The organism is Salipiger abyssi, from assembly GCF_017311415.1.
Lineage (GTDB): Bacteria > Pseudomonadota > Alphaproteobacteria > Rhodobacterales > Rhodobacteraceae > Salipiger > Salipiger abyssi_A.
Genome location: NZ_JAEKIS010000004.1, coordinates 192043 through 210562 on the forward strand (window position 1 = coordinate 192043; position 18520 = coordinate 210562).

The 18520-nt window shown below is 66.0% G+C and carries 16 protein-coding genes; all 16 read right to left on the reverse strand.

The window, feature by feature from the left end:
- Nucleotides 1-11 precede the first annotated feature (11 nt).
- Complete coding sequence (locus I6N89_RS07735) at nt 12-896, reverse strand: ABC transporter ATP-binding protein (protein ID WP_207017678.1); 885 nt, start codon at nt 894-896, stop codon at nt 12-14.
- Complete coding sequence (locus tag I6N89_RS07740) at nt 889-1866, reverse strand: ABC transporter ATP-binding protein (RefSeq protein ID WP_207017679.1); 978 nt, start codon at nt 1864-1866, stop codon at nt 889-891. The genes I6N89_RS07735 and I6N89_RS07740 overlap by 8 nt, the downstream gene beginning before the upstream one ends.
- A complete protein-coding gene (locus tag I6N89_RS07745; protein ID WP_207017777.1) occupies nt 1866-2774 on the reverse strand; it encodes an ABC transporter permease in 909 nt (302 codons plus the stop codon). The genes I6N89_RS07740 and I6N89_RS07745 overlap by 1 nt, the downstream gene beginning before the upstream one ends.
- Nucleotides 2775-2814: 40 nt before the next feature.
- Entirely contained in the window at nt 2815-3744 is a 930-nt protein-coding gene (locus I6N89_RS07750; RefSeq protein WP_207017680.1) for an ABC transporter permease, read from the reverse strand.
- 42 nt (nt 3745-3786) lie between these two features.
- Nucleotides 3787-4947 carry an LLM class flavin-dependent oxidoreductase gene (locus I6N89_RS07755; protein ID WP_207017681.1) on the reverse strand — a complete coding sequence of 387 codons (1161 nt, stop codon included), beginning with the start codon at nt 4945-4947 and terminating at the stop codon, nt 3787-3789.
- 93 nt (nt 4948-5040) lie between these two features.
- Nucleotides 5041-6573 (reverse strand): ABC transporter substrate-binding protein, encoded by a 1533-nt coding sequence (locus tag I6N89_RS07760; RefSeq protein WP_207017682.1) that lies wholly within the window; start codon nt 6571-6573, stop codon nt 5041-5043.
- A 268-nt stretch (nt 6574-6841) separates the two neighbouring features.
- Complete coding sequence (locus tag I6N89_RS07765) at nt 6842-8242, reverse strand: M20/M25/M40 family metallo-hydrolase (RefSeq protein WP_207017683.1); 1401 nt, start codon at nt 8240-8242, stop codon at nt 6842-6844.
- Between the two features lie 44 nt (nt 8243-8286).
- Entirely contained in the window at nt 8287-9933 is a 1647-nt protein-coding gene (locus I6N89_RS07770; RefSeq protein ID WP_207017684.1) for a M28 family peptidase, read from the reverse strand.
- Between the two features lie 90 nt (nt 9934-10023).
- Nucleotides 10024-10986 (reverse strand): Bug family tripartite tricarboxylate transporter substrate binding protein, encoded by a 963-nt coding sequence (locus I6N89_RS07775; protein WP_207017685.1) that lies wholly within the window; start codon nt 10984-10986, stop codon nt 10024-10026.
- A 157-nt stretch (nt 10987-11143) separates the two neighbouring features.
- Nucleotides 11144-12658 (reverse strand): tripartite tricarboxylate transporter permease, encoded by a 1515-nt coding sequence (locus I6N89_RS07780; RefSeq protein WP_207017686.1) that lies wholly within the window; start codon nt 12656-12658, stop codon nt 11144-11146.
- Nucleotides 12658-13107, reverse strand: coding sequence for a tripartite tricarboxylate transporter TctB family protein (locus tag I6N89_RS07785; protein WP_207017687.1), 450 nt, complete (start codon nt 13105-13107; stop codon nt 12658-12660). The genes I6N89_RS07780 and I6N89_RS07785 overlap by 1 nt, the downstream gene beginning before the upstream one ends.
- A gap of 121 nt (nt 13108-13228) precedes the next feature.
- Nucleotides 13229-13774, reverse strand: coding sequence for a MarR family winged helix-turn-helix transcriptional regulator (locus I6N89_RS07790; RefSeq protein ID WP_207017688.1), 546 nt, complete (start codon nt 13772-13774; stop codon nt 13229-13231).
- A gap of 55 nt (nt 13775-13829) precedes the next feature.
- A complete protein-coding gene (locus I6N89_RS07795; protein WP_207017689.1) occupies nt 13830-14585 on the reverse strand; it encodes an SDR family NAD(P)-dependent oxidoreductase in 756 nt (251 codons plus the stop codon).
- Between the two features lie 23 nt (nt 14586-14608).
- Nucleotides 14609-15337, reverse strand: a complete 729-nt coding sequence (locus tag I6N89_RS07800; protein WP_207017690.1) for a hypothetical protein — start codon at nt 15335-15337, stop codon at nt 14609-14611.
- 10 nt (nt 15338-15347) lie between these two features.
- Nucleotides 15348-15770: an organic hydroperoxide resistance protein gene (locus I6N89_RS07805; protein WP_207017691.1), complete on the reverse strand. Its 423-nt coding sequence runs from the start codon at nt 15768-15770 to the stop codon at nt 15348-15350.
- Between the two features lie 375 nt (nt 15771-16145).
- Nucleotides 16146-18350, reverse strand: coding sequence for an NADP-dependent isocitrate dehydrogenase (locus tag I6N89_RS07810; RefSeq protein ID WP_207017692.1), 2205 nt, complete (start codon nt 18348-18350; stop codon nt 16146-16148).
- Nucleotides 18351-18520 lie beyond the last annotated feature (170 nt).

Consider the following 18520-nt stretch of genomic DNA (forward strand, 5'->3'; position numbering starts at 1 on the left):
TCGCTAACCGGTCAGTGCGCTTTTGTATCGGAGACTGCACGGTAAGAAAAGACCGGAGCGGCGGCGTGGCCGGGCAACTCATGCGCCGGACGGATGCGCGGCGCGGAGTCGAGAAGCTGGCGCGTATAGTCGTCCTCCGGAGCCATGAAGAGCGCTTCGGCGGGGCGGTTCTCGACCACGCGGCCGTGATGCATCACCGCGACATGGCTTGCCATGTGCCGGACCACGGCAAGATTGTGCGTGATGAAAACGAAGGTCAGGTCGTAGCGATCGCGCAGATCCTGAAGCAGATTGAGGATCTGCGCCTGCACCGACACATCCAGCGCCGAGGTCGGCTCGTCGCAGATCAGCACCTCGGGGTTGCTGATCAGCGCACGGGCGATGGTCACGCGCTGGCGCTGGCCGCCCGACATCTGGTTGGGAAAGGCCTGCATGTAGCGCGGCGACAGCCCGACCTGATCGAGCATCCCGGCAACGCGGTCGCGGATCTCGGCGGGCGACTGCGTGCTGTGCAGCCGCAGCGGCTGGGCGAGGATCTCGCCGATGCGGCGGCGCGGGTTGAGCGAGGAATAGGGATCCTGAAAGACCGGCTGCACCCGCGCGCCGAAATCCCGCCGCGCCAGGGTCGAAACATCGCGCCCGTCGAGCAGCACGCTGCCCGCACTCGGCGTCAGCAGCCCCAGCAGCATCTTGGCCAGCGTCGACTTGCCCGAGCCCGAACCGCCCACCACCGCCAGCACCTCGCCCTTGCGCACCTTGAGCGAGACATCGTCCACCGCCCGGAACGTATCGGCCGGTTTGCCCCTCAGGCGTGACAGGACCGATGCCCGGCCGACGCGGTAGTCGCGGCAGAGCCCTACGGTCTCGAACACCACCGGCTTGTGTTGCTCAGACATTGGCGGCCTCCTTCGCGACACGCGCGGCACCGGGCGCAAACAGGCAGCGATAGCCGCTCGCCGGGCCGGTTTCGACAAAAGGCACCCCGGTTTCGAAACAGGCGGGCCGCGCATAGGCGCAGCGTTGCGCGAAGCCGCAACCGCGCAGCCCGAGCGTGTCGGCCACATGGCCGGGGATTGTTCCCAGCCGCCCGCCGGACGGCAGGTCGAGCGAGGGCAGGCAGCGCATCAGCGCCTCGGCATAAGGGCTTTGCGGATGGGTCAGCATCCGCTCCACCGGCCCGGTCTCGACGATCTCGCCCGCATACATGATCGCGGCGCGGTCGCCGATCTCGCTCACCACCCCCAGATCGTGGGTGATGAAGAGCAGCCCCATGCCCATCTCGCGCTGCAACTCCTTGAGCAGTGCCAGGATCTGCGCCTGAATCGTCACGTCGAGCGCCGTGGTGGGCTCGTCGGCAATGAGGATGTCCGGCGCGCAGAGCAGCGCCAGCGCGATCATCACCCGCTGCCGCAGCCCGCCGGACAGCTCGTGCGGGTATTGCGACATGCGATGTGCGGCGCGGTCGATACCCACATGGTCGAGCATCTCGCGGCAGGCGGCGGTCGCGGCACCGCCGCGCAGCCCGCGATGCAGGCGCACGGTCTCGCGCAGCTGGTTGCCGATGGTGAAGGACGGGTTGAGCGAGGTCATCGGATCCTGAAAGATCATCCCCAGCCGCGCGCCACGTAGCGCCTCCAGCCCCGCTCCGTTACCGGCGTAATCGGTGCCGAGGATCTGCATGCGGTCGGCTTTCCAACGGGCAGACCGCGGCAGCAGCCCCATCAGCGCCAGCGCGGTGAGAGATTTGCCGCTGCCGGATTCCCCGACGATGCACAGCGTCTCACCTGCCGCCATGTTCAGGCTGACGCCGCGGATCAGCCGGCGCGGGCCAATCTCGATTTCGAGATTGCGGATATCGAGCAGCATCAGCGCCCCTCCGGGGTCAGCACGTCGCGCAGCCCGTCGCCCAGCAGGTTGATCGACAGTACGAGACTGAAAATGGCGAGGCCGGGCAGCGTGACCATCCAGGCGTTGAAGAAGATCTCGGATTTGGCCTCGGACAACATCAGCCCCCAGCTCGGCATCGGCGCCTGCACCCCCATGCCGAGAAAGGACAGCCCGGCTTCGAGCAGGATGGCATGCGACATCTCGATGGTGAGCACCACGAGCAGCGGGTTGATGACATTGGGCAGCACCTCGCGAAAGAGGATGTAGCCGTGGCCGAAGCCAACCGCCCAGGCGGAGCTGACATAGTCGAGCTCGCGCACCTGTTGCGTGGCGGCGCGCACCACCACCGCCACCCGGTCCCAGAGCAGCAGCCCCAGCACCAGCACGACGTTGATCAGCGCCCCGCCGAAGATCGCCACCACCGACAGCGCCACCAGCGAGATCGGCAGCGACAGGCGCATGGTGATCAGGAAGCTGATGACCATATCCACCCTCCCGCCGAAATAGCCGCCGAGCAGCCCCAGCACCGTGCCGATGACGCCCGAAACGAGCGTCGCCGTGAGCCCGATCAGGATCGAGATGCGCGCGCCGTAGAGCAGCCGGGCGAGATAGTCGCGCCCCAGCCCATCGGTGCCCAGCGGATGCGTCCAGCTGCTCTTGTCGCTCCAGCCCAGCCAGTCGAACCAGACCGGCGGAATGCGCCGCGCCGTAAGGTTCTGCACATAGGGATCGTGCGGGGTGAGCAGCGGGCCGATGAGCGCGAGCGCCAGCACCAGGCAAAGCAGCCCGCCGCCGATCATCGCGTTGCGGTTGCCGCGCAGCCGGCGCATCTGCTCGGCCATTGGCGAGACGGTCTTGGGCGGGCGCTCGGCGCTGGCGGGGGCCATGGCCGGCGAGGAACTGTCCGAAAGGGTCATGGAAGGGCTTTCAGCTGGTGCCGATGGCGCCGCGCAGGCGCGGGTTCAGGAAGGCGTTGAGCAGGTCCGAGACCACGCCCAGCCCCACGTAGATGGCCGAGACGATCAGCACGATGGCCTGTATCACCGGCAGGTCGGCGCGGCTGATGGATTCCCAGGCGAGATAGCCGATGCCGGGCATGGCAAAGACCGTCTCGACGATGACCGAGCCACCCAGCAGCATGCCGAGCTGCACCGCGCTCAGCGCCACCACGGGCACCATGGCGTTGCGCAGCGCATGCTTGAAGACGACGCGATTGCCGCCCAGCCCACGGGCACGGGCGGCGCGGATATAGTCGCTGCCCAGCACCTCGATCATGCCCGACCGGGTGAGCCGCATGATCACCGGCAGCACAAAGACCGCGAGGACGATGGAGGGCATGACGAAATGCAGCGCTGTGGTGGCGCCCGAGATCGGCAGCAACCGCAGCTTGACCCCGAAAATGCGGATCAGGATCAGCCCGAGCCAGAAGGAGGGCATCGCCTGCCCCACCACCGCGATCAGCAGCGACAGCTTGTCGGTCCAGCCGCCCGGACGCATCGCCGCCACGACGCCGAGCGGGATCGCCACCAGCACCGCCAGCACCATGCCGCAGGCGGCAAGGATGAGCGTGGTCGGCAGCCGCGCGGCGATCACGTCCATCACCGGCTGGCCCATGCGGAAGGAGGTGCCGAAATCGCCCCGCAGCACATCCGCTGCCCAGGCCGCGTACTGGACCGGCAACGGCCGGTCCAATCCAAAGGCCTGACGGGCCTGCTCGATATCCTCGGTCGAGGCGCCCTCGCCCGCCAGCACAACCGCCGGGTCCGCCGCCATCTGCGTCAGGCTGAAGGTGAAGAGCGAAATCGAGATCATCACCAGCACAGCGACAAAGGCGCGTCTCAGGATGTAGTCCAGCATCGGGATGTCTCCCCATTGGCGTGGGCGGCGGGACCGGGCCGGTCAGCCGGCCTGGCGATAGGTCAGGCTCTTGACCGGGTTTTCCAGATCGAGCAGCGGCAGCAGCAGGTTGGAGACGTGATAGGCCTCCTCCACATAGGGCCGCCCGCTCAGGATGAACCGGGTCACACCGGCAAGATCGCGGATCTCGTGGATGCGTTCGGCGACCTGCTCGGCCGAGCCCACCAGCATGGCGCCGGGGCCCGGCACCGTCCGGGTCACGTCGAGCCCGTTGACCAGGTTGGGGCCGCACCAGACATTGGGATAGACCTCGAGGTCGCGCACCTCCGGGTGCCGGCCCTCGCGTATTGCGGCGACGCAGCGCGCCACGGCAGGATCGCTCAGATCGACATTCGGGTCGCTCGCCGCTGCCCAGCCGCTACCGCCGGTGATCGTCTTCATGCTGGTGTTGCGCAGCTGGCGCTCGGCGACCAGCCAGGCCTCTTCCTCGGTCTCGCGCACGATGACCGGAAAGCTCACGCCGAGTTGCGGGGTCCGGCCGTGCAGCTCGGCGGCCACCTTGGTTGCGGCGTCCATCTTGCGCTTGATGCCCTGCGGCGTGTCGTTGGTCGAAAGATAGACATCCGCGAGGCCCGTGACCGCGCGCAACCCTTCGGGCGAGCCGCCCGCGCCCCAGAGCGGCGGGTGCGGCAGCTGCGTCGGCGGGATGTTGTGGAACTGCGAGAGCGGGTCTTCTAGCTTGAAATAGCGGGTGTCAGCGGGGGGCTCCTCGCCCGCATAGATCGCCTTGAACAGATTCCAGTATTCCGTAAGCATCTCGTAGCGCTCGGACTTTGGAATGTCGAAGCCATGCGCCGCCAGCGTCTTGGGGTTGCCGCCGACGATATTGATCATCAGCCGCCCGCCCGACAGGTTGTCGAAACTGCGCGCCATCAGCGCCAGCTGCGTCGGCGAGATCAGGCCGGGGTAGACCGCGATCAGGAACTTGATCCGGTCCGTCATCGGAACGAGGGTCGAGGCCAGTGTCCAGCCGTCATAGATCCTGTGGGCGCCGATCGCGACCAGCACACCGTCAAAACCCAGCGTGTCGACCTCCTGCGCAAGGTTGCGTACGGATTCGAAGCTGGTCGCCCAGCGGCCTTCGGGCTCCCACGGGTGGGTGCCGTCGGGCGGCGCGATATTCCACAGAACTTGGATGCTCATCTTGCTTCTTCCATTTGCCAAGAAAACGTCACGGCCCGATGCGCCGGCGGTCAGGGCGCCGGCGAACCGTCTTGCATGGGGAGGGTCAGGCGCTCACTTCCAGCCGTAGGCGTAGAAGTTCACGAAGTTGTCGCGCGGCGGGACGAAATCGAAATCCTCGCTGAAGGCGAAGTTCTCGATGCCGGTGAACATCGGGAACCAGTAGACCTCCTGCGTGATCTTCTCGATGGCCTTGCCGTAATATTCCTTGCGCTCCTCGGGATCGAGCGAGCTGTCGGCAACGTCGAGCCACTCCTTGATCTCTTCGTCGCGGGCGTAATCCTCGGGCACCATCTTGAAGAAACGGCTGATCGGAACCGAGGCGTCCATGATCGACCAGAAACTGTTATCCGACAGCATGACCGGCATCTCGCCGGCACGGTTCTTCTGGATGTAGGTGCTGATGGGGACGTGGTTGATATTCGCGCGGATCCCGACATTGGCCAGATAACCCGCCACCACCTCCGCCCACTCACGGGAACGGAAGGAATACATGTCGACCTCGAACCCGTCGGGAAAGCCGGCCTCCGCCAGCAGCGACTTGGACAGGTCCGGGTCGAAAGCATAGCTCACCGCCTTGTCCTGAACGCAGCCAAACTGGTCGGGGAAACAGGGGGTGGGGATGATGCGGGCGCTCTCGCCCACCATGGTCTCGACGAATTCCGGAACGTCGATGGCCCGCGCAAAGGCCTCGCGCACACTCCGGTCCTCGAAATAGGACACGCCCGAGCGGCCCGTGGCATCGAAGCCGATATAGGTCACGCGCGGCACCTCGCCGGTCGACACCTCGACGCCGGGCACGCCCCGCAGCTGCTCGGCCTGATCGGGGCCGACGCCCGCGATCCAATCGAGCTGGCCGCCGAGAAGCTCGGCCATCTGCGTGGCCGCGTCGGGGATGAACTTGAAATTGATCGTCTCGATGCTGGGCTTCGGCTTGCCGCCGCCCTCGTAATACGCCTCGTTGATCTCGACCACGATTGACGAGGTGTCGAAGCTCACCAGCTTGTAGGGGCCGGAGCCAACGGGGGCCTGCCCCATGCCCTCGGGACCGACCTCTTCGTAATAGGCCTTGGGGAATATCGGCAGCGCGAGGGAGAGATATTCCAGCGCCGGCGGGAACGGGCGCTTGGTGTGCAGCCGCACCACATTGCCGTCGAGTGCCTCTGCGCCTTCGATCCAGCTCACCAGCGGCTGGGTCAGCACCTTGTTTTCCGGGTCGGACACGTAGTTCAGCGTATAGACCACATCCTCGACGGTGAGATCGGTGCCGTCATGCCATTTCACCCCCTGCCGGATGGTGAAGTCTATTGCGGTGTCGCTGCTCCAGCTCCAGTCGGTGGCCAGCAGCGGGCGGTATTCGTAGGTCTCGGGATCGCGCAGCACCAGCGTGTCGAAGAGCAGCCGGATGACGTTGTTTCCCTCGCGGATATTGCCGCCGCCGTAATAGGCATCGAGCGTGGGCAACGACTGTTTCACCCCGACATTCAGCGTGTTGGTGGCCTTGTCCGCGAGGGCCATCCCCCCCGACGCAAGGACAAAAAAGCTCGCGGCAAGCGCCGGACGCAGGAGCGTGTCTTTCAGTGTCATGGTCAATCCTCTGTTGGAAAATCGCCGTCACATTCTTTGTATGACGTGCTTTTGTCTGATGGTATACCAATAAGGTCTTTCCGCAAGACATCTTTGATTTTGAGCGGGGAAGATACGGCACCGGAGGTGGCTGCGCTCAAAATGACGGCATTTCGGGCAGACGGCGCGGCACGGAAAGCGGCAGGGGCGGAAAAGGCTGGGAATCGGCCCGGTCACGCACCGGCCTGGGTCTCCCGGCGGCGGACCGCCGGGAGAAAGGGGATCGGGATCAGTCCGCGTCGGATGCGGCGCCGAAATCCCAGAAGATGCCCGCCATCATGGCGAGACCGTCGTCGTAAAGTTCGATGAGACCGTGCTCGTCCGGCCCGTGCTGACCGCAGCCGCCATAGCTTTGCGGCAGCCACATCACCGGTGTGCCGAGCGTTTCCTTGAAATATTCCGACGGGCCCGACGCACCGATCGTGGGAATGATGTTCGGCGCCTTGCCCATGGTCGTCTCCATCGACGCGGCGACCTTCTGCACCCAGGGGTTTTCCGGATCGGTGCGCGACGGCGGGAACATGTCGCGTTCGGAGACGAGCTCCACCTCGACCTCGGGAAAGCCCTGCTCTTCGAGATGGCGGCGCAGCGCCGGGGCCACGTCCTCGGCCCTGGTGTCCACCGTGTGGCGCAGCTGGATCCGCGCCTTGGCGAACCCCGAGACCGCGCCCACCGGGTTTTCCGGCTGGCCCGAGATCATCGCCAGTACGATGGCGCTGTTCCAGGCATAGATCCGCTCGGAACGCGACATGCCGGGTTCGCCCCAGTCGGGTTCCGGCTCCGGCGTGCCGGGCAGCGTCTTGACCTGCACCTTGCGGCTGGCCTCGCGCACGCTTTCCGGCACGTCCTTTGGCCGCCAGCCCTCGACCAGGATGCGCCCATCGCGCGAGATTACGGTGGAGAGCGCATGCGCCAGGATCACCGCCGGATCCTTGAGCAGCCCGCCCCAGTGGCCGGAGTGATGGCTGCCTGCGCGCAGGTTCACGATCAGATCGACGGCGATGCCGCCACGGGTGCCGAGCGTGATATCGGCGACCTCCATGCTCTGCCTTGGGCCGTCGAGCGCGATGAATACGTCGGAGGCCAGCAGCGTCTGCTGATCCCTGAGGAACTGCGCCAGACCGGGCGAGCCGGCCTCCTCGCCCATCTCGATGAGGATCTTGACGTTATAGCCAAGCGCACCGCGCTCTTCGATCACCGCGCGCAGCGCCTCGATGGCGATGAGGTGCTGACCCTTGTTGTCGACGGTGCCACGCCCATAGACCTTGTTGCCCTCGATCTTCAGCGTCCAGGGATCGAGATCCTTGCGCCAGCGCTCGGGCATCGCGCGCACCACGTCGCCATGGCCATAGACCAGCACCGTGGCGGCCTCCGGGTCTTCGATCTTCTGCGCGACGAGGAAGGGGCCGTGTTCGGGCTGCGGGTTGTCATAGACGCCGATCTCAAAGCCCAGCCTCGCGAGATAGGGGCCCAGAACCTCGTTGCAGTAGCGGTAAAGCTCGGGCTGGCGCAGCGGCGGGTGGCTTTCGCTCTGCACCTCGACGAGGCGCCCAAGCGTGTCGAGAAACGCGCCGCTTTCCAGATAGCCCCGCGCGCGGGCGACGGCCCGCTCTCGTGCCGTGGATGTCATGGCTGTGATGTCCTTTCTGATCGTCGTTACAAAACCACGCCCGCTCAGGCGCCGGTCAGCGCTTCGGTCGCGAGGCCGATGGCATGAAGGATGCGGTTGCGGGCGCGGGTCGCGGCCACCGCGTGGAACTTGCGCCCGTCGCCCTCGGCCTCCGCAAGCGCACGGATCGGGTCGAGCACCGGGAAGGCAGGCAGGCGCAGCGCCGGTTCCTGTCCAAAGCGGTCTCCGCCGGTATAGTCGAGCGGCACCAGCGCCCGCGACGCCGCCATGAGCCGGTGGTCGCCCACGCCTTCGCCCGCAGACGCTTCGCGCAGTCCGGCCAGCGCCGCGCGCAGCGGTGTGAGATCGAGCAGATCGGCGACCGACGGCGCCAGCGCGGCGACAAGGCCGTCCAGCTCCTCGGCCAGAGGTGCAAAATCCAGCGGCAGCGCCGGGCGCTCCAGCAGCGCGGCCATCACCCGGACATAGACCCGCGTGTCCCGCGCCAGCAGCTCGGAGTCGATCTTGTCGATCGTGTCTTCGGGCGTATGCCACCACCAGCCGAGCCCCACCGGCAGGCGCCGCTCGATGGTCAGCGCGCGCCCGTCGATCACCGCCTCGTCCGTGCCCTCGCCCTGCTGGCTGAAGCCCATGAACATCGCAGGAATGCCGATGCCGCCGAAAGACTGATCGCCCGCCCGCGCCATGCGCTCGCCGCGGATCTCGACCCCGGTCTCTTCGCGCAGCGCCTCGGCGGCAAGCCCGCGCAGCATCGACATCGACTCGGCGTTTTCCAGCACGGCGCTGTTCATGCCGCCGGTTGAATCGACGTTCACATGCGCCACGCAGCGCCGGTCGAGCTCCTGCCAGCGATTGTCCGCATACCAGGTGGAGCCAGAATAGCGGCCATGGGAATGACCCGACCAGAACGCCACCCGCAGCCCGCGTTTCCAGCCGGAGGTGTCCTGCGCGCAAAGCCGCGCGACCTCCAGCATCGTGGCATTGGCCGCGCCATTGTCCATGACGCCGTAATACCAGGTGTCGTGATGGCCCGAGAACAGCACGAAGGGCAGATCCGCCGCAGCCCCTTCGGGGGCCCGCTCGCCGATCAGGATCGGTGTCTTGCGCCAGCCGGTCTCGACCTCGGCAAAAAGCGTCGCGCCGCCCTCTGGTGCCAGCGCTTTGAGCCGTGCGCCATCGGCATTCGACACGCTGCACACCACCGTGGTCGGCATATTCGCCAGATCGCCGGGCTCGGGATTGCCCCAGACCGGCGAGATGCACATCTCGTGCAGCAGCTCGTGGGGAGAGATGTGGATCTGTCCGAGGGCGCCCGCCCGCGAGGCGGCCAGCGCCGCGCCGGGATTGGCGATGCCCTCGATCAGCGCGATCTTGCCGCGCGCGTCGATGGCGGCGAAATCCTCGGGCCGGCCCTGCCCGGCATAGACCAGCGTGCCCGCAAGCCCGGCCGCGCCTGAAGGCTGGCCGAAGGAATGGGTGATCGCCCGCAGCGCCTCCCCCTCCATCTCGACACGGGCCGCGCCCGGCAGGCTGATATAGGCGTCATGTTCGATCAGCTCGGTCTCGAACCCATAGGCGCCGAGCCGGTCCTGAAGGTAGGCAAAGCTTTTTCGCTCCTCCTCGGATCCCGAATATTTCTGCCAGCGGGCGAACTCCCGCAGATGCGCCGTCATGACGTCGATATCAACCATGGGCCTGTTTCCGAACGTTGGAGGGGTGCGCCAATGCGCACCCCGTGAGTGTCGATGCTGGCGCGGGGCAGTTCCCTGCCCCGCCCGCGTTCATTTCGGCTCGATGCCCGCGGCCTTGATGACCCCGTCCCAGAGCGCGATATTCTTGTCGAGATAGGCTTGGTATTCCGCCGGGCCGGAGCCCACGACGGTGAAGCCGAGCGCATCGAGCTTGCTCACCGCTTCGGGATCCTCAAGCGCCTTGAGCGCGGCGCTCGACAGCATGTCGATCACCTCGTCCGGCGTGCCCTCTTCGACGAAGAATCCGAACCAGCCCTGCACGATGAAATCGGGCAGACCGACCTCGGCGGCGGTGGGCAGATCGGGCAGGATGGCGAGCCGCTTGGTGTCGTTCACCACCAGCCCCACCAGATCGCCGCTGTTGATCTGATCGACCACATGGCCCGGTCCGCTGAAGGAGATTCCCACCTCGTTCGACAGCACAGCGGTGGCGGCGGCAGAGGTACCGCGATAGGGAATGTGCAGGATGTCGATATCGGTGAGCTGCTTCATCAGCTCCGAGGCCAGATGCGTTGGCGTGCCGTTGCCGCCGGAGCTGACGGCGATACTGCCAGGCTCTTTCTTGGCAAGTGCAATCAGTTCGTCGACCGACGAGACGCCAAGGCTCGGATTGGCCACAAGCACGGTCGGCAGCGCCGCCAGCATGACCACGGGTTTCAGCGCGCTGACATCGTAATCGACGGCTTTCTGAAGCAGCGGCGCAAAGACGATGGGTCCGGCGCCGGTCGAAAGGACATGGTATCCGTCTGGCTCGGTGCCCAAAAGCTCGTCGATGGCCAGCGCGCCACCGGCGGCATCGCGGTTCTCGATCACCACGGGCTGGCCGAGCTCTTCGGACATCGCTTCGCGGACGAGACGCGCGACGACGTCGCCGGGCGAGCCCGCGGCAGAGGTCGAGATGATCGTCACCGGCTTGTCTGGAAAGGCGCTGGCGGCGGCGGGCAGCAGCGCGGTCAGCGCCGTGAGGCCGAGGCTGAAAAGGGTCTGCTTCATGGCTATGTCTCCGTCTGTTGGGGTCGGGTCTTTTTGTTGCGGCCAGCGGCCGCCCTTCGGGCAGCCCGTCCCGGGTGCGACCGGATCGCACCTGCCGGCAGGGACATGAGAGTGCTCCGTCTTGCGGACTGTTGCGGATGTCTGGCGGGTGTCATGCTCAGCTGCCCTCCGCCCGGGCCACCGCGCGGCGCCGGTCGCGTAGCCCGCGCCAGAGGCCCCAGAGCAGCAGCAGGCCCGAGACCGCCATGACCGAGGCGCTGATCGGGCGATCGAAGATGCCCATGATGTCGCCACGGCTGAGCAGCATGCCGCGCCGGAAATTCTCCTCCAGCAGCGGCCCCAGCACGATGCCGAGCACCATCGGTGCCACCGGCAGCCGCGCCAGCCGCATGCCGTAGCCGAGCAGCCCGAAGCCGAGCGCCAGCCAGATATCGAAGATCGAGTTCTTGACGCTGTAGACTCCGATGCAGACGAACAGCAGGATCGCCGGGTAAAGCACCCCATATGGCACCGACAGCAGCCGAACCCAGATGCCCACCAGCGGGATGTTCAGCACCAAGAGCAGCAGGTTGCCGATCCAGAAGCTCATCACCAGCCCCCAGAACATCTCGGGCCGGTCGGTCATCATCGAGGGGCCGGGATTGATCCCCTGCATCATCAGCGCGCTGAGCATGATCGCCATGGTCGCGGTGCCGGGAATCCCTAGCGCGAAGGTCGGGATAAAGGCGGTCTGGCCGGCGGAATTGTTGGCCGATTCCGGTGCGATCACCCCCTCGATGGCCCCCTTGCCGAAGCGCTCGGGCTCTTTTGCCACGCGCTTTTCGGCCATGTAGGCCATGAAGGAGGCGATGGTCGGCCCGGTTCCCGGCAGCGCGCCAAGCGCCGAGCCGAGCGCTGTACCGCGCAGCGCGGGGCCCAGAAAACGGCGCATGTCGTCACGCGTGGGCAGCATCTCGCGCATGGTGACCGACTGGATGCGCGGCGCGCCATGGGCGGCACCCCGCACGCTGGAGATCACCTCGGCAAAGCCGAAGAGGCCCATGGCGAAGGCGACCAGGCTGATGCCGTCGCGCAGCTCTGGCACGCCCATCTGAAAGCGGTAGACGCCGGAATAGATGTCGATCCCCACTGTGCCGAAGAGGATGCCGAGCACCACCATCGCCAGGCTTTTGGCCAGCGAGCCATCCGAAATCGCCGAGGAGGCGACGAGCCCCAGGATCATCAGCGCACAATATTCCCAGGCGCCGAATTGCAGCGCGGCGGCTGCAATCGCCGGCGAAAAGAGCATCATCAGCACGATGCCGATGCTGCCGCCGAAGAACGAGGCCAGAGCCGTGATCATCAGCGCCGTGCCCGCTCGGCCGTTCTGCGCCATCGGGTAGCCGTCGAGCGCGGTCACCGCCGCCGAGGGCTCGCCGGGCAGGTTCAGCAGGATCGACGCGGTGGAGCCACCGTAGGAGGTGCCGTAATAGATCCCCGCCAGCATGATGATCGCCGAGGTCGGGTCGATATAGAAGGTCAGCGGGAACAGCATCGAAATCGCCGCCATGGCGCCGATCCCCGGCAGCACACCGACGAGCATGCCAAGCGTGACGCCGGCAAAGGAATAGAACAGGTTGGCCGGGGTCAGGGCGGTGCCGAGCCCCAGCGCCACATTCGCGAGAATATCCATCAGCGCCCCCACGCGACGAGATCGAGCGGCACGCCGAGCCCGTAGATGAAGATCGCGCTCGCCAGGATCGGCAGCACGACGGCAAGGCCCGCCATGCGCTTCAGCGTGCCGCGCCGGTCGGCAAGCACCGAAAGGACGCTCATCAGTATCGCCGAAGGGATCAGCCCGATGCGTTCCACCGTCAGTGCAAAGACCGAAACGGCGGCGAAGGTGAAAAGCAGTGCGCGCCATTCCACATTGGGCAGGCTGCCGGAGCGCAGCACCGCAGGCAGCGCGATGATCAGGCCGAACCCGGCGAGGATGAGGCCAAGGGCAAAGGGGAACATCCCCGGCCCCATGGTCAGCAGCGTGCCCAGATCGTAATGCGCGAAACTGTAGCCGCTGGCGGCGATCCCGATCAGCGCGAGAAGCGCCCCGGCCACGACATCCGTGTAATCCATGTTCCTCATGACAGTCCCTCTTCGCTGTCCGTCGGCACGTCTTCTCCGCCCGCCGGCGCGCGACCGGCGGTGAGGCTTGTCCCGAGTGCCATCGGGACCAAAGGGCGCCGCCGCGCGGCGCCGGGATGGTTCAGTCTGGCCCGCGTCCGGGCACCGTTGCGGGGCCGAGCGCGTCCGGGTCGGCGCCGGTCAGATCCCGGCTGCGGTCGTCCGGGCTGCGGGTGGCGGCCAGGTTGCCGGTCATCTTCGCGGCGACGCGCAGGAAGGTTTCATAGTCTTCCTCCGAGACACCCTGCCGCGCGCGCCCGTCGAGCTCCTCATGGGTCGCCTTCAGGCGCAGATAGAGCCGCCGCGCCGGCTGGGTGAGATAGATATTCACCTTCCGCCGGTCCTCGGGGTTGCGCAGACGCACGACGAGACCGGCGGTCTCCATCTGTCCGAGGATGGTCGCGGTGGCGCCCTCGACGAGCTGCGCGTCGCTGGCCAGCTCGCGCTGGGTCAGCCCGTCCCGTTCCCACAGACAGCGCAAAAAGATCGACATCGCCACCGACACACCCTCTGGCGCGATGCGGCGCTGCAATCCCAGCGTCAGCTCGCGGTTCAGATTACGCACCGTGAAGCCGAGCGCCCGGTAGGTGCCGCTTTCGTCGATCTGCTCGCCGTCCGTCTCGCTCACCGCCATCCGTCCTTTTCCCGCGATGCCCCGAAGCAGGGGCCTTGCAATCCTAACCTCAGGTAGGCAGCCCCGAAACCGGCAGGATCTGCCCGGTGATCCACGACGCCCGGTCGGAAGCCAGGAACAACACCGCGTCGGCGATGTCCTGGGGTTCGCCCAGCCGCTGCCCGACGAGCCGCGACCGGAATTCCGTCTGCCGCGCCGCGTCCCAGCCATCCCATTGCCGAATGGCATCTGGGCTGGTGAGCATGAAGCCGGGCGCCACCGAATTCACGGTGATCCCGAAGGGGGCCAGTTCGAGCCCCAGCTGCTTCACGAAGCCCACCGCGCCGTGTTTGGCGGAGCAATAGGCCTGCACGCCGGTCAGCGACGCCTTGAGCCCGGCGCCGCTGGTCACCACCACGATGCGCCCGCCGCCGGCAGCCTTCATGCCCGGCACCACGGCCTTGGAAAACAGGAAGGCACCCAGCATATTGGCATCGACGATACGGTCCCAGCTCTGCCGCGTGACCTGCTCGACCGGCTGCGGCACCTCGCCCCTCAGCCCGCCGGCGGCGTAGACCAGCACGCTCACCGGCCCGTCGAGATCCGCCACGAGCGCCGCAATCGCCGCCTCGTCCGTCACGTCGAGCGCCACCGGCACGATCCGACCCGAACCCGCCTCACCGGCATAGGCCGCAACCTCCTCCACCAGCAGATCGCAGGCGATGACCTCGGCGCCGGCCTCGGCAAAGGACAGCGCCATTGCCCGGCCGATGCCGCGCGCAGCCCCGGCGACGATCACCCGCTGCTTATCGAAGTCTATGTTCATCCGAATATCCTCTTTCCCGGGGCTCAGAACGCCGCCGCGCTGCGCGCGCCCTGGCGCAGCAGATCGAGCCCACCGATCATCTCGGCGGTGCGCACGAGGATCTTTTCGCCGTTCAGCACCGGCACACCGCAGGCCTTCGACAGCTCGTATTCGTCCATCGCGGCGGGCATCATCGAGAGGCCTTGCGGGAAGATCATCGTCGCGCCGCCGGCCACCAGCTCCTTCGCGACCTCGACCATGCGCTCGCGCACAAGCTCGCGTTTCACGTTTAGCTCGGGCAGTGGCACGTCGATCTGCTTGATCGCCGTGACCATCCAGTCAGCACGGTGCAGCGTGGCCTGCGCCATGATCGGGTCGATGATCTTTTCCTCATAGACCATGATCCCCAGCTTGTGGCCGACATGGAAACCGAGCTGGTAGGCGACGTTATAGGCTGCCTGCCCGGTCGACACGATGGGCACGCTCTGGATCTCCTGACGCGAGGCCGCCGCGCCGGGCTCGATGCCGCCGGAGACCATGATCACGTCGGGGTTGCTCTCGGCCGCCGCCCTGGTGATCAGATGTGTGCGCTCGGCGACATCGGTGATGAAGTCCATCGAGAATTTCTGCGCGAAGACATTGTTCCCGCTGATGTTAAAATCCTCGAAGACGGTGCCCGGCGACGCGTAGGACTGGCGCCGTGCCTTGCGGCGGGCGATCTCTTCGGGGGGCAAACCGTCTGAGGAGCTCGGGCTGACTGCTGCGATCTTCATGGCTGTGTCCTCACTCCGCCGCCGCGACGACGGTCACCTCGATATTGCCGCGCGTGGCGCGCGAGTACGGGCAGACGCTGTGGGTCTCGGCGGCCAGCGCCTCAACCGTCGCCGCGTCGAGACCGGGGATCGCGACTTCGAGCTTCGCCTTGAGCGCAAAGCCACCCTCGGCGTCGTTGCCGAGCGTCACATGCGCGGTGACGACCGAGTCCGTCACATCAACGCCCCGCCCCCTGGCCACATGTGCCAGCGCGCTCTGGAAACAGGCGGACCAGCCGGCGGCCAGCAGCAGCTCGGGGTTGCCACCCTTGCCGGTACCGGGACGCGACATAGCCAGATCCAGCTGCCCGTCGGAGGATACCGCGCGGCCGGCGCGCCCTCCGGTCGTCTCGACGGTGCCCGTGTAGAGCTCTTTCACGATGTCGACGGTCATTCATCTCTCCCAGCTTGCTCGACAGGATCCTCCGCCACCTCAGGCGGGGTTTCGATCATTGAGCAGGAAAACCCTTCCGGTTGGAAGTATTTTAGCAAGATGGCTAAGAATATTATTCCCGTCAGAAGTTTTTTGATGAAAAAATAGGATAAAAATACAATTTTTACAGATAAAGCGCCTCGAAGAGGCCAACGTCTCAAACAAAAACTTCTATACAAAAGTGTTTTCAAGACATCGATTCGGTCCCGCCGCCGTCCCGAAGAGACGACCACCGAAGCGGTCTGACAGCGCGAGTCGCAACTCGACACAACGAAAAACCCCCGCGCGAAACCGCGCGGGGGCTGTGTCTGAGTGCCGAAAACCGGCCTGGCTGGCTTAGCCGAAGATCGCGTTCAGCGTGGCCGAGGGGCGCATGACCGAAGCGGTTTTCGCCGCGTCGCCGTGGTAGTAGCCGCCCAGATCCGCGGGCTTGCCCTGCGCCGCCGCGAGCTCACCGACAATCGCCGCCTCGCCCTCGGACAGTGCCGTGGCGATAGGCGCGAAATGCGCGGCCAGATCGGCATCGTCCGATTGCGCCGCCAGCGCCTCGGCCCAGTAGCGGGCGAACCAGTAATGGCTGTCGCGGTTGTCCGGCTCACCCACCTTGCGCGAGGGCGAACGGTCGTTGTCGAGAATGCCTTGCGTCGCGGCATCGACCGCATCGCCCAGCACGCGGGCTTTCTCGTTGCCGGTCTGGTCGGCGAAGAACTTGAAGCTCTCGCCGAGCGCACAGAACTCGCCCAGGCTGTCCCAGCGCAGGTGGTTCTCTTCCATCAGCTGCTGGACGTGCTTGGGGGCCGAGCCGCCGGCACCGGTCTCGAACAGGCCGCCGCCATTCATCAGCTTGACGATGGACAGCATCTTGGCCGAGGTCGCCAGCTCCAGGATCGGGAACAGGTCGGTCAGGTAGTCGCGCAGCACGTTGCCGGTGATGGCAATCGTGTTGTCGCCCTTTGTGATGGTTTCGAGCGAGGCAATGGTGGCCTCGCGCGGCGCCATGATCTCGAACTTGTCGGCGACGCCCTTGGCTTCGAGGATCGGGGTCACATAGGCGATCAGCTCCGCGTCATGGGCGCGGTTCGCGTCCAGCCAGAAGATCGCCCGGTAGCCGGTGGCCTTCTGACGGTCGATGGCGAGGTTCACCCAGTCTTCGATCGGCGCCTGACGGGCCGAGGCCGAGCGCCAGATATCGCCCGCTTCGACATTGTGCGAATGCAGCACGGTGCCGTCGTCGAGGATCATCTTGACGGTGCCGGCTTCGGGCATCTCGAAGGTGGTCGGGTGCGAGCCGTATTCCTCAGCCTTCTGCGCCATCAGGCCGATATTCTGAACGGTGCCGGCGGTGGCCGGGTTCAGCTTGCCATTGGCCTTGAAGAACTCGATGGCCGCGTCATAGACCGGCGCATAGGAATTGTCGGGGATCACGCAGTTGGTGTCGTGTTCCTTGTTGTCCGGCCCCCAGCCCTTGCCGCCGGCGCGGATCAGCGCCGGCATCGAGGCGTCGATGATCACGTCCGAGGGGACGTGCAGGTTGGTGATGCCCTTATCGGAATTCACCATATACATCGGCGGACGTTCGACCCGCACCGCTTCGATGGCGGCGAGGATCTCGGGCTCGTCCTTGACGCGCTCCAGCAGCGCGCCGAGGCCGCCATTGGGGTTCACGCCCAGCTCTTTCATCTTGTCGCCGAACTGTTCGAAGACCGGCTTAAGCCAGGCCTTGACCGCGTGGCCGAAGATGATCGGGTCCGAGACCTTCATCATCGTCGCCTTCATGTGCAGCGAGAACAGCGTGCCCTCGGCCTTGGTCTTGGCGATCTCGTCCTCGAGGAAGGCATCGAGCGCCTTGGCGCTCATATAGGTGGCATCGACCACGGTGCCGGCGGGATAGGCCACGCCCTCTTTCAGCACGGTCTCGCCGCCGGCGCTTTCCAGCACGATCTTGGCGGTGGCGGCTTTCGGCAGCGTCGCCGAAACCTCGTTGGAGAAGAAATCGCCGCCCGACATCGCCGCGACGCGGGTCTTGCTCTCGGCGGTCCACTCACCCATGCGGTGCGGGTTCGACTGAGCGAATTTCTTCACCGCTGCGGCGGCGCGGCGGTCGGAATTGCCCTCGCGCAGCACCGGGTTCACCGCCGAGCCCTTGATGGTGTCGTATTTGGAGCGGGCGGCTTTCTCCTCGTCGGTCGACGGGGAATAGGGATAATCGGGCAGCGCATAGCCCTGCGACTGGAGCTCTTTCACCGCGGCGACGAGCTGCGGCTCGGATGCCGAAATGTTCGGCAGCTTGATGACGTTGGCCTCGGGTTTCTTCACCCATTCGCCGAGCCAGGCGAGGTCGTCGGACTGTTTCTGTGCGTCGGTCCGCACTTCGGGGAAGGTCGCGAGGATGCGGCCGGCGAGCGAAATGTCCTTGGTGCCGACGGTGATTCCCGCCGCCCCGGCAAAGCTCTGGATGATCGGAAGCAGCGAGGCCGAGGCCAGCTCGGGCGCTTCGTCTACCTTGGTATACACAATATCGGGGGTCGTTTGGTCAGCCATGGTACAGAGCTCCTCCATTTTCAGGAAATCCCGGCCGCAGGCTTTGGCGGCACATTACGGGTAGAGCCTGTAGCATCCCCGTGCAGGAGCGGAAAGCACCTATCCGCGCGTCCTGTCGGCTGTTAACGCCGCAACCCGGGCCTCACGCAGCGCAGATTGCAAAATGATGC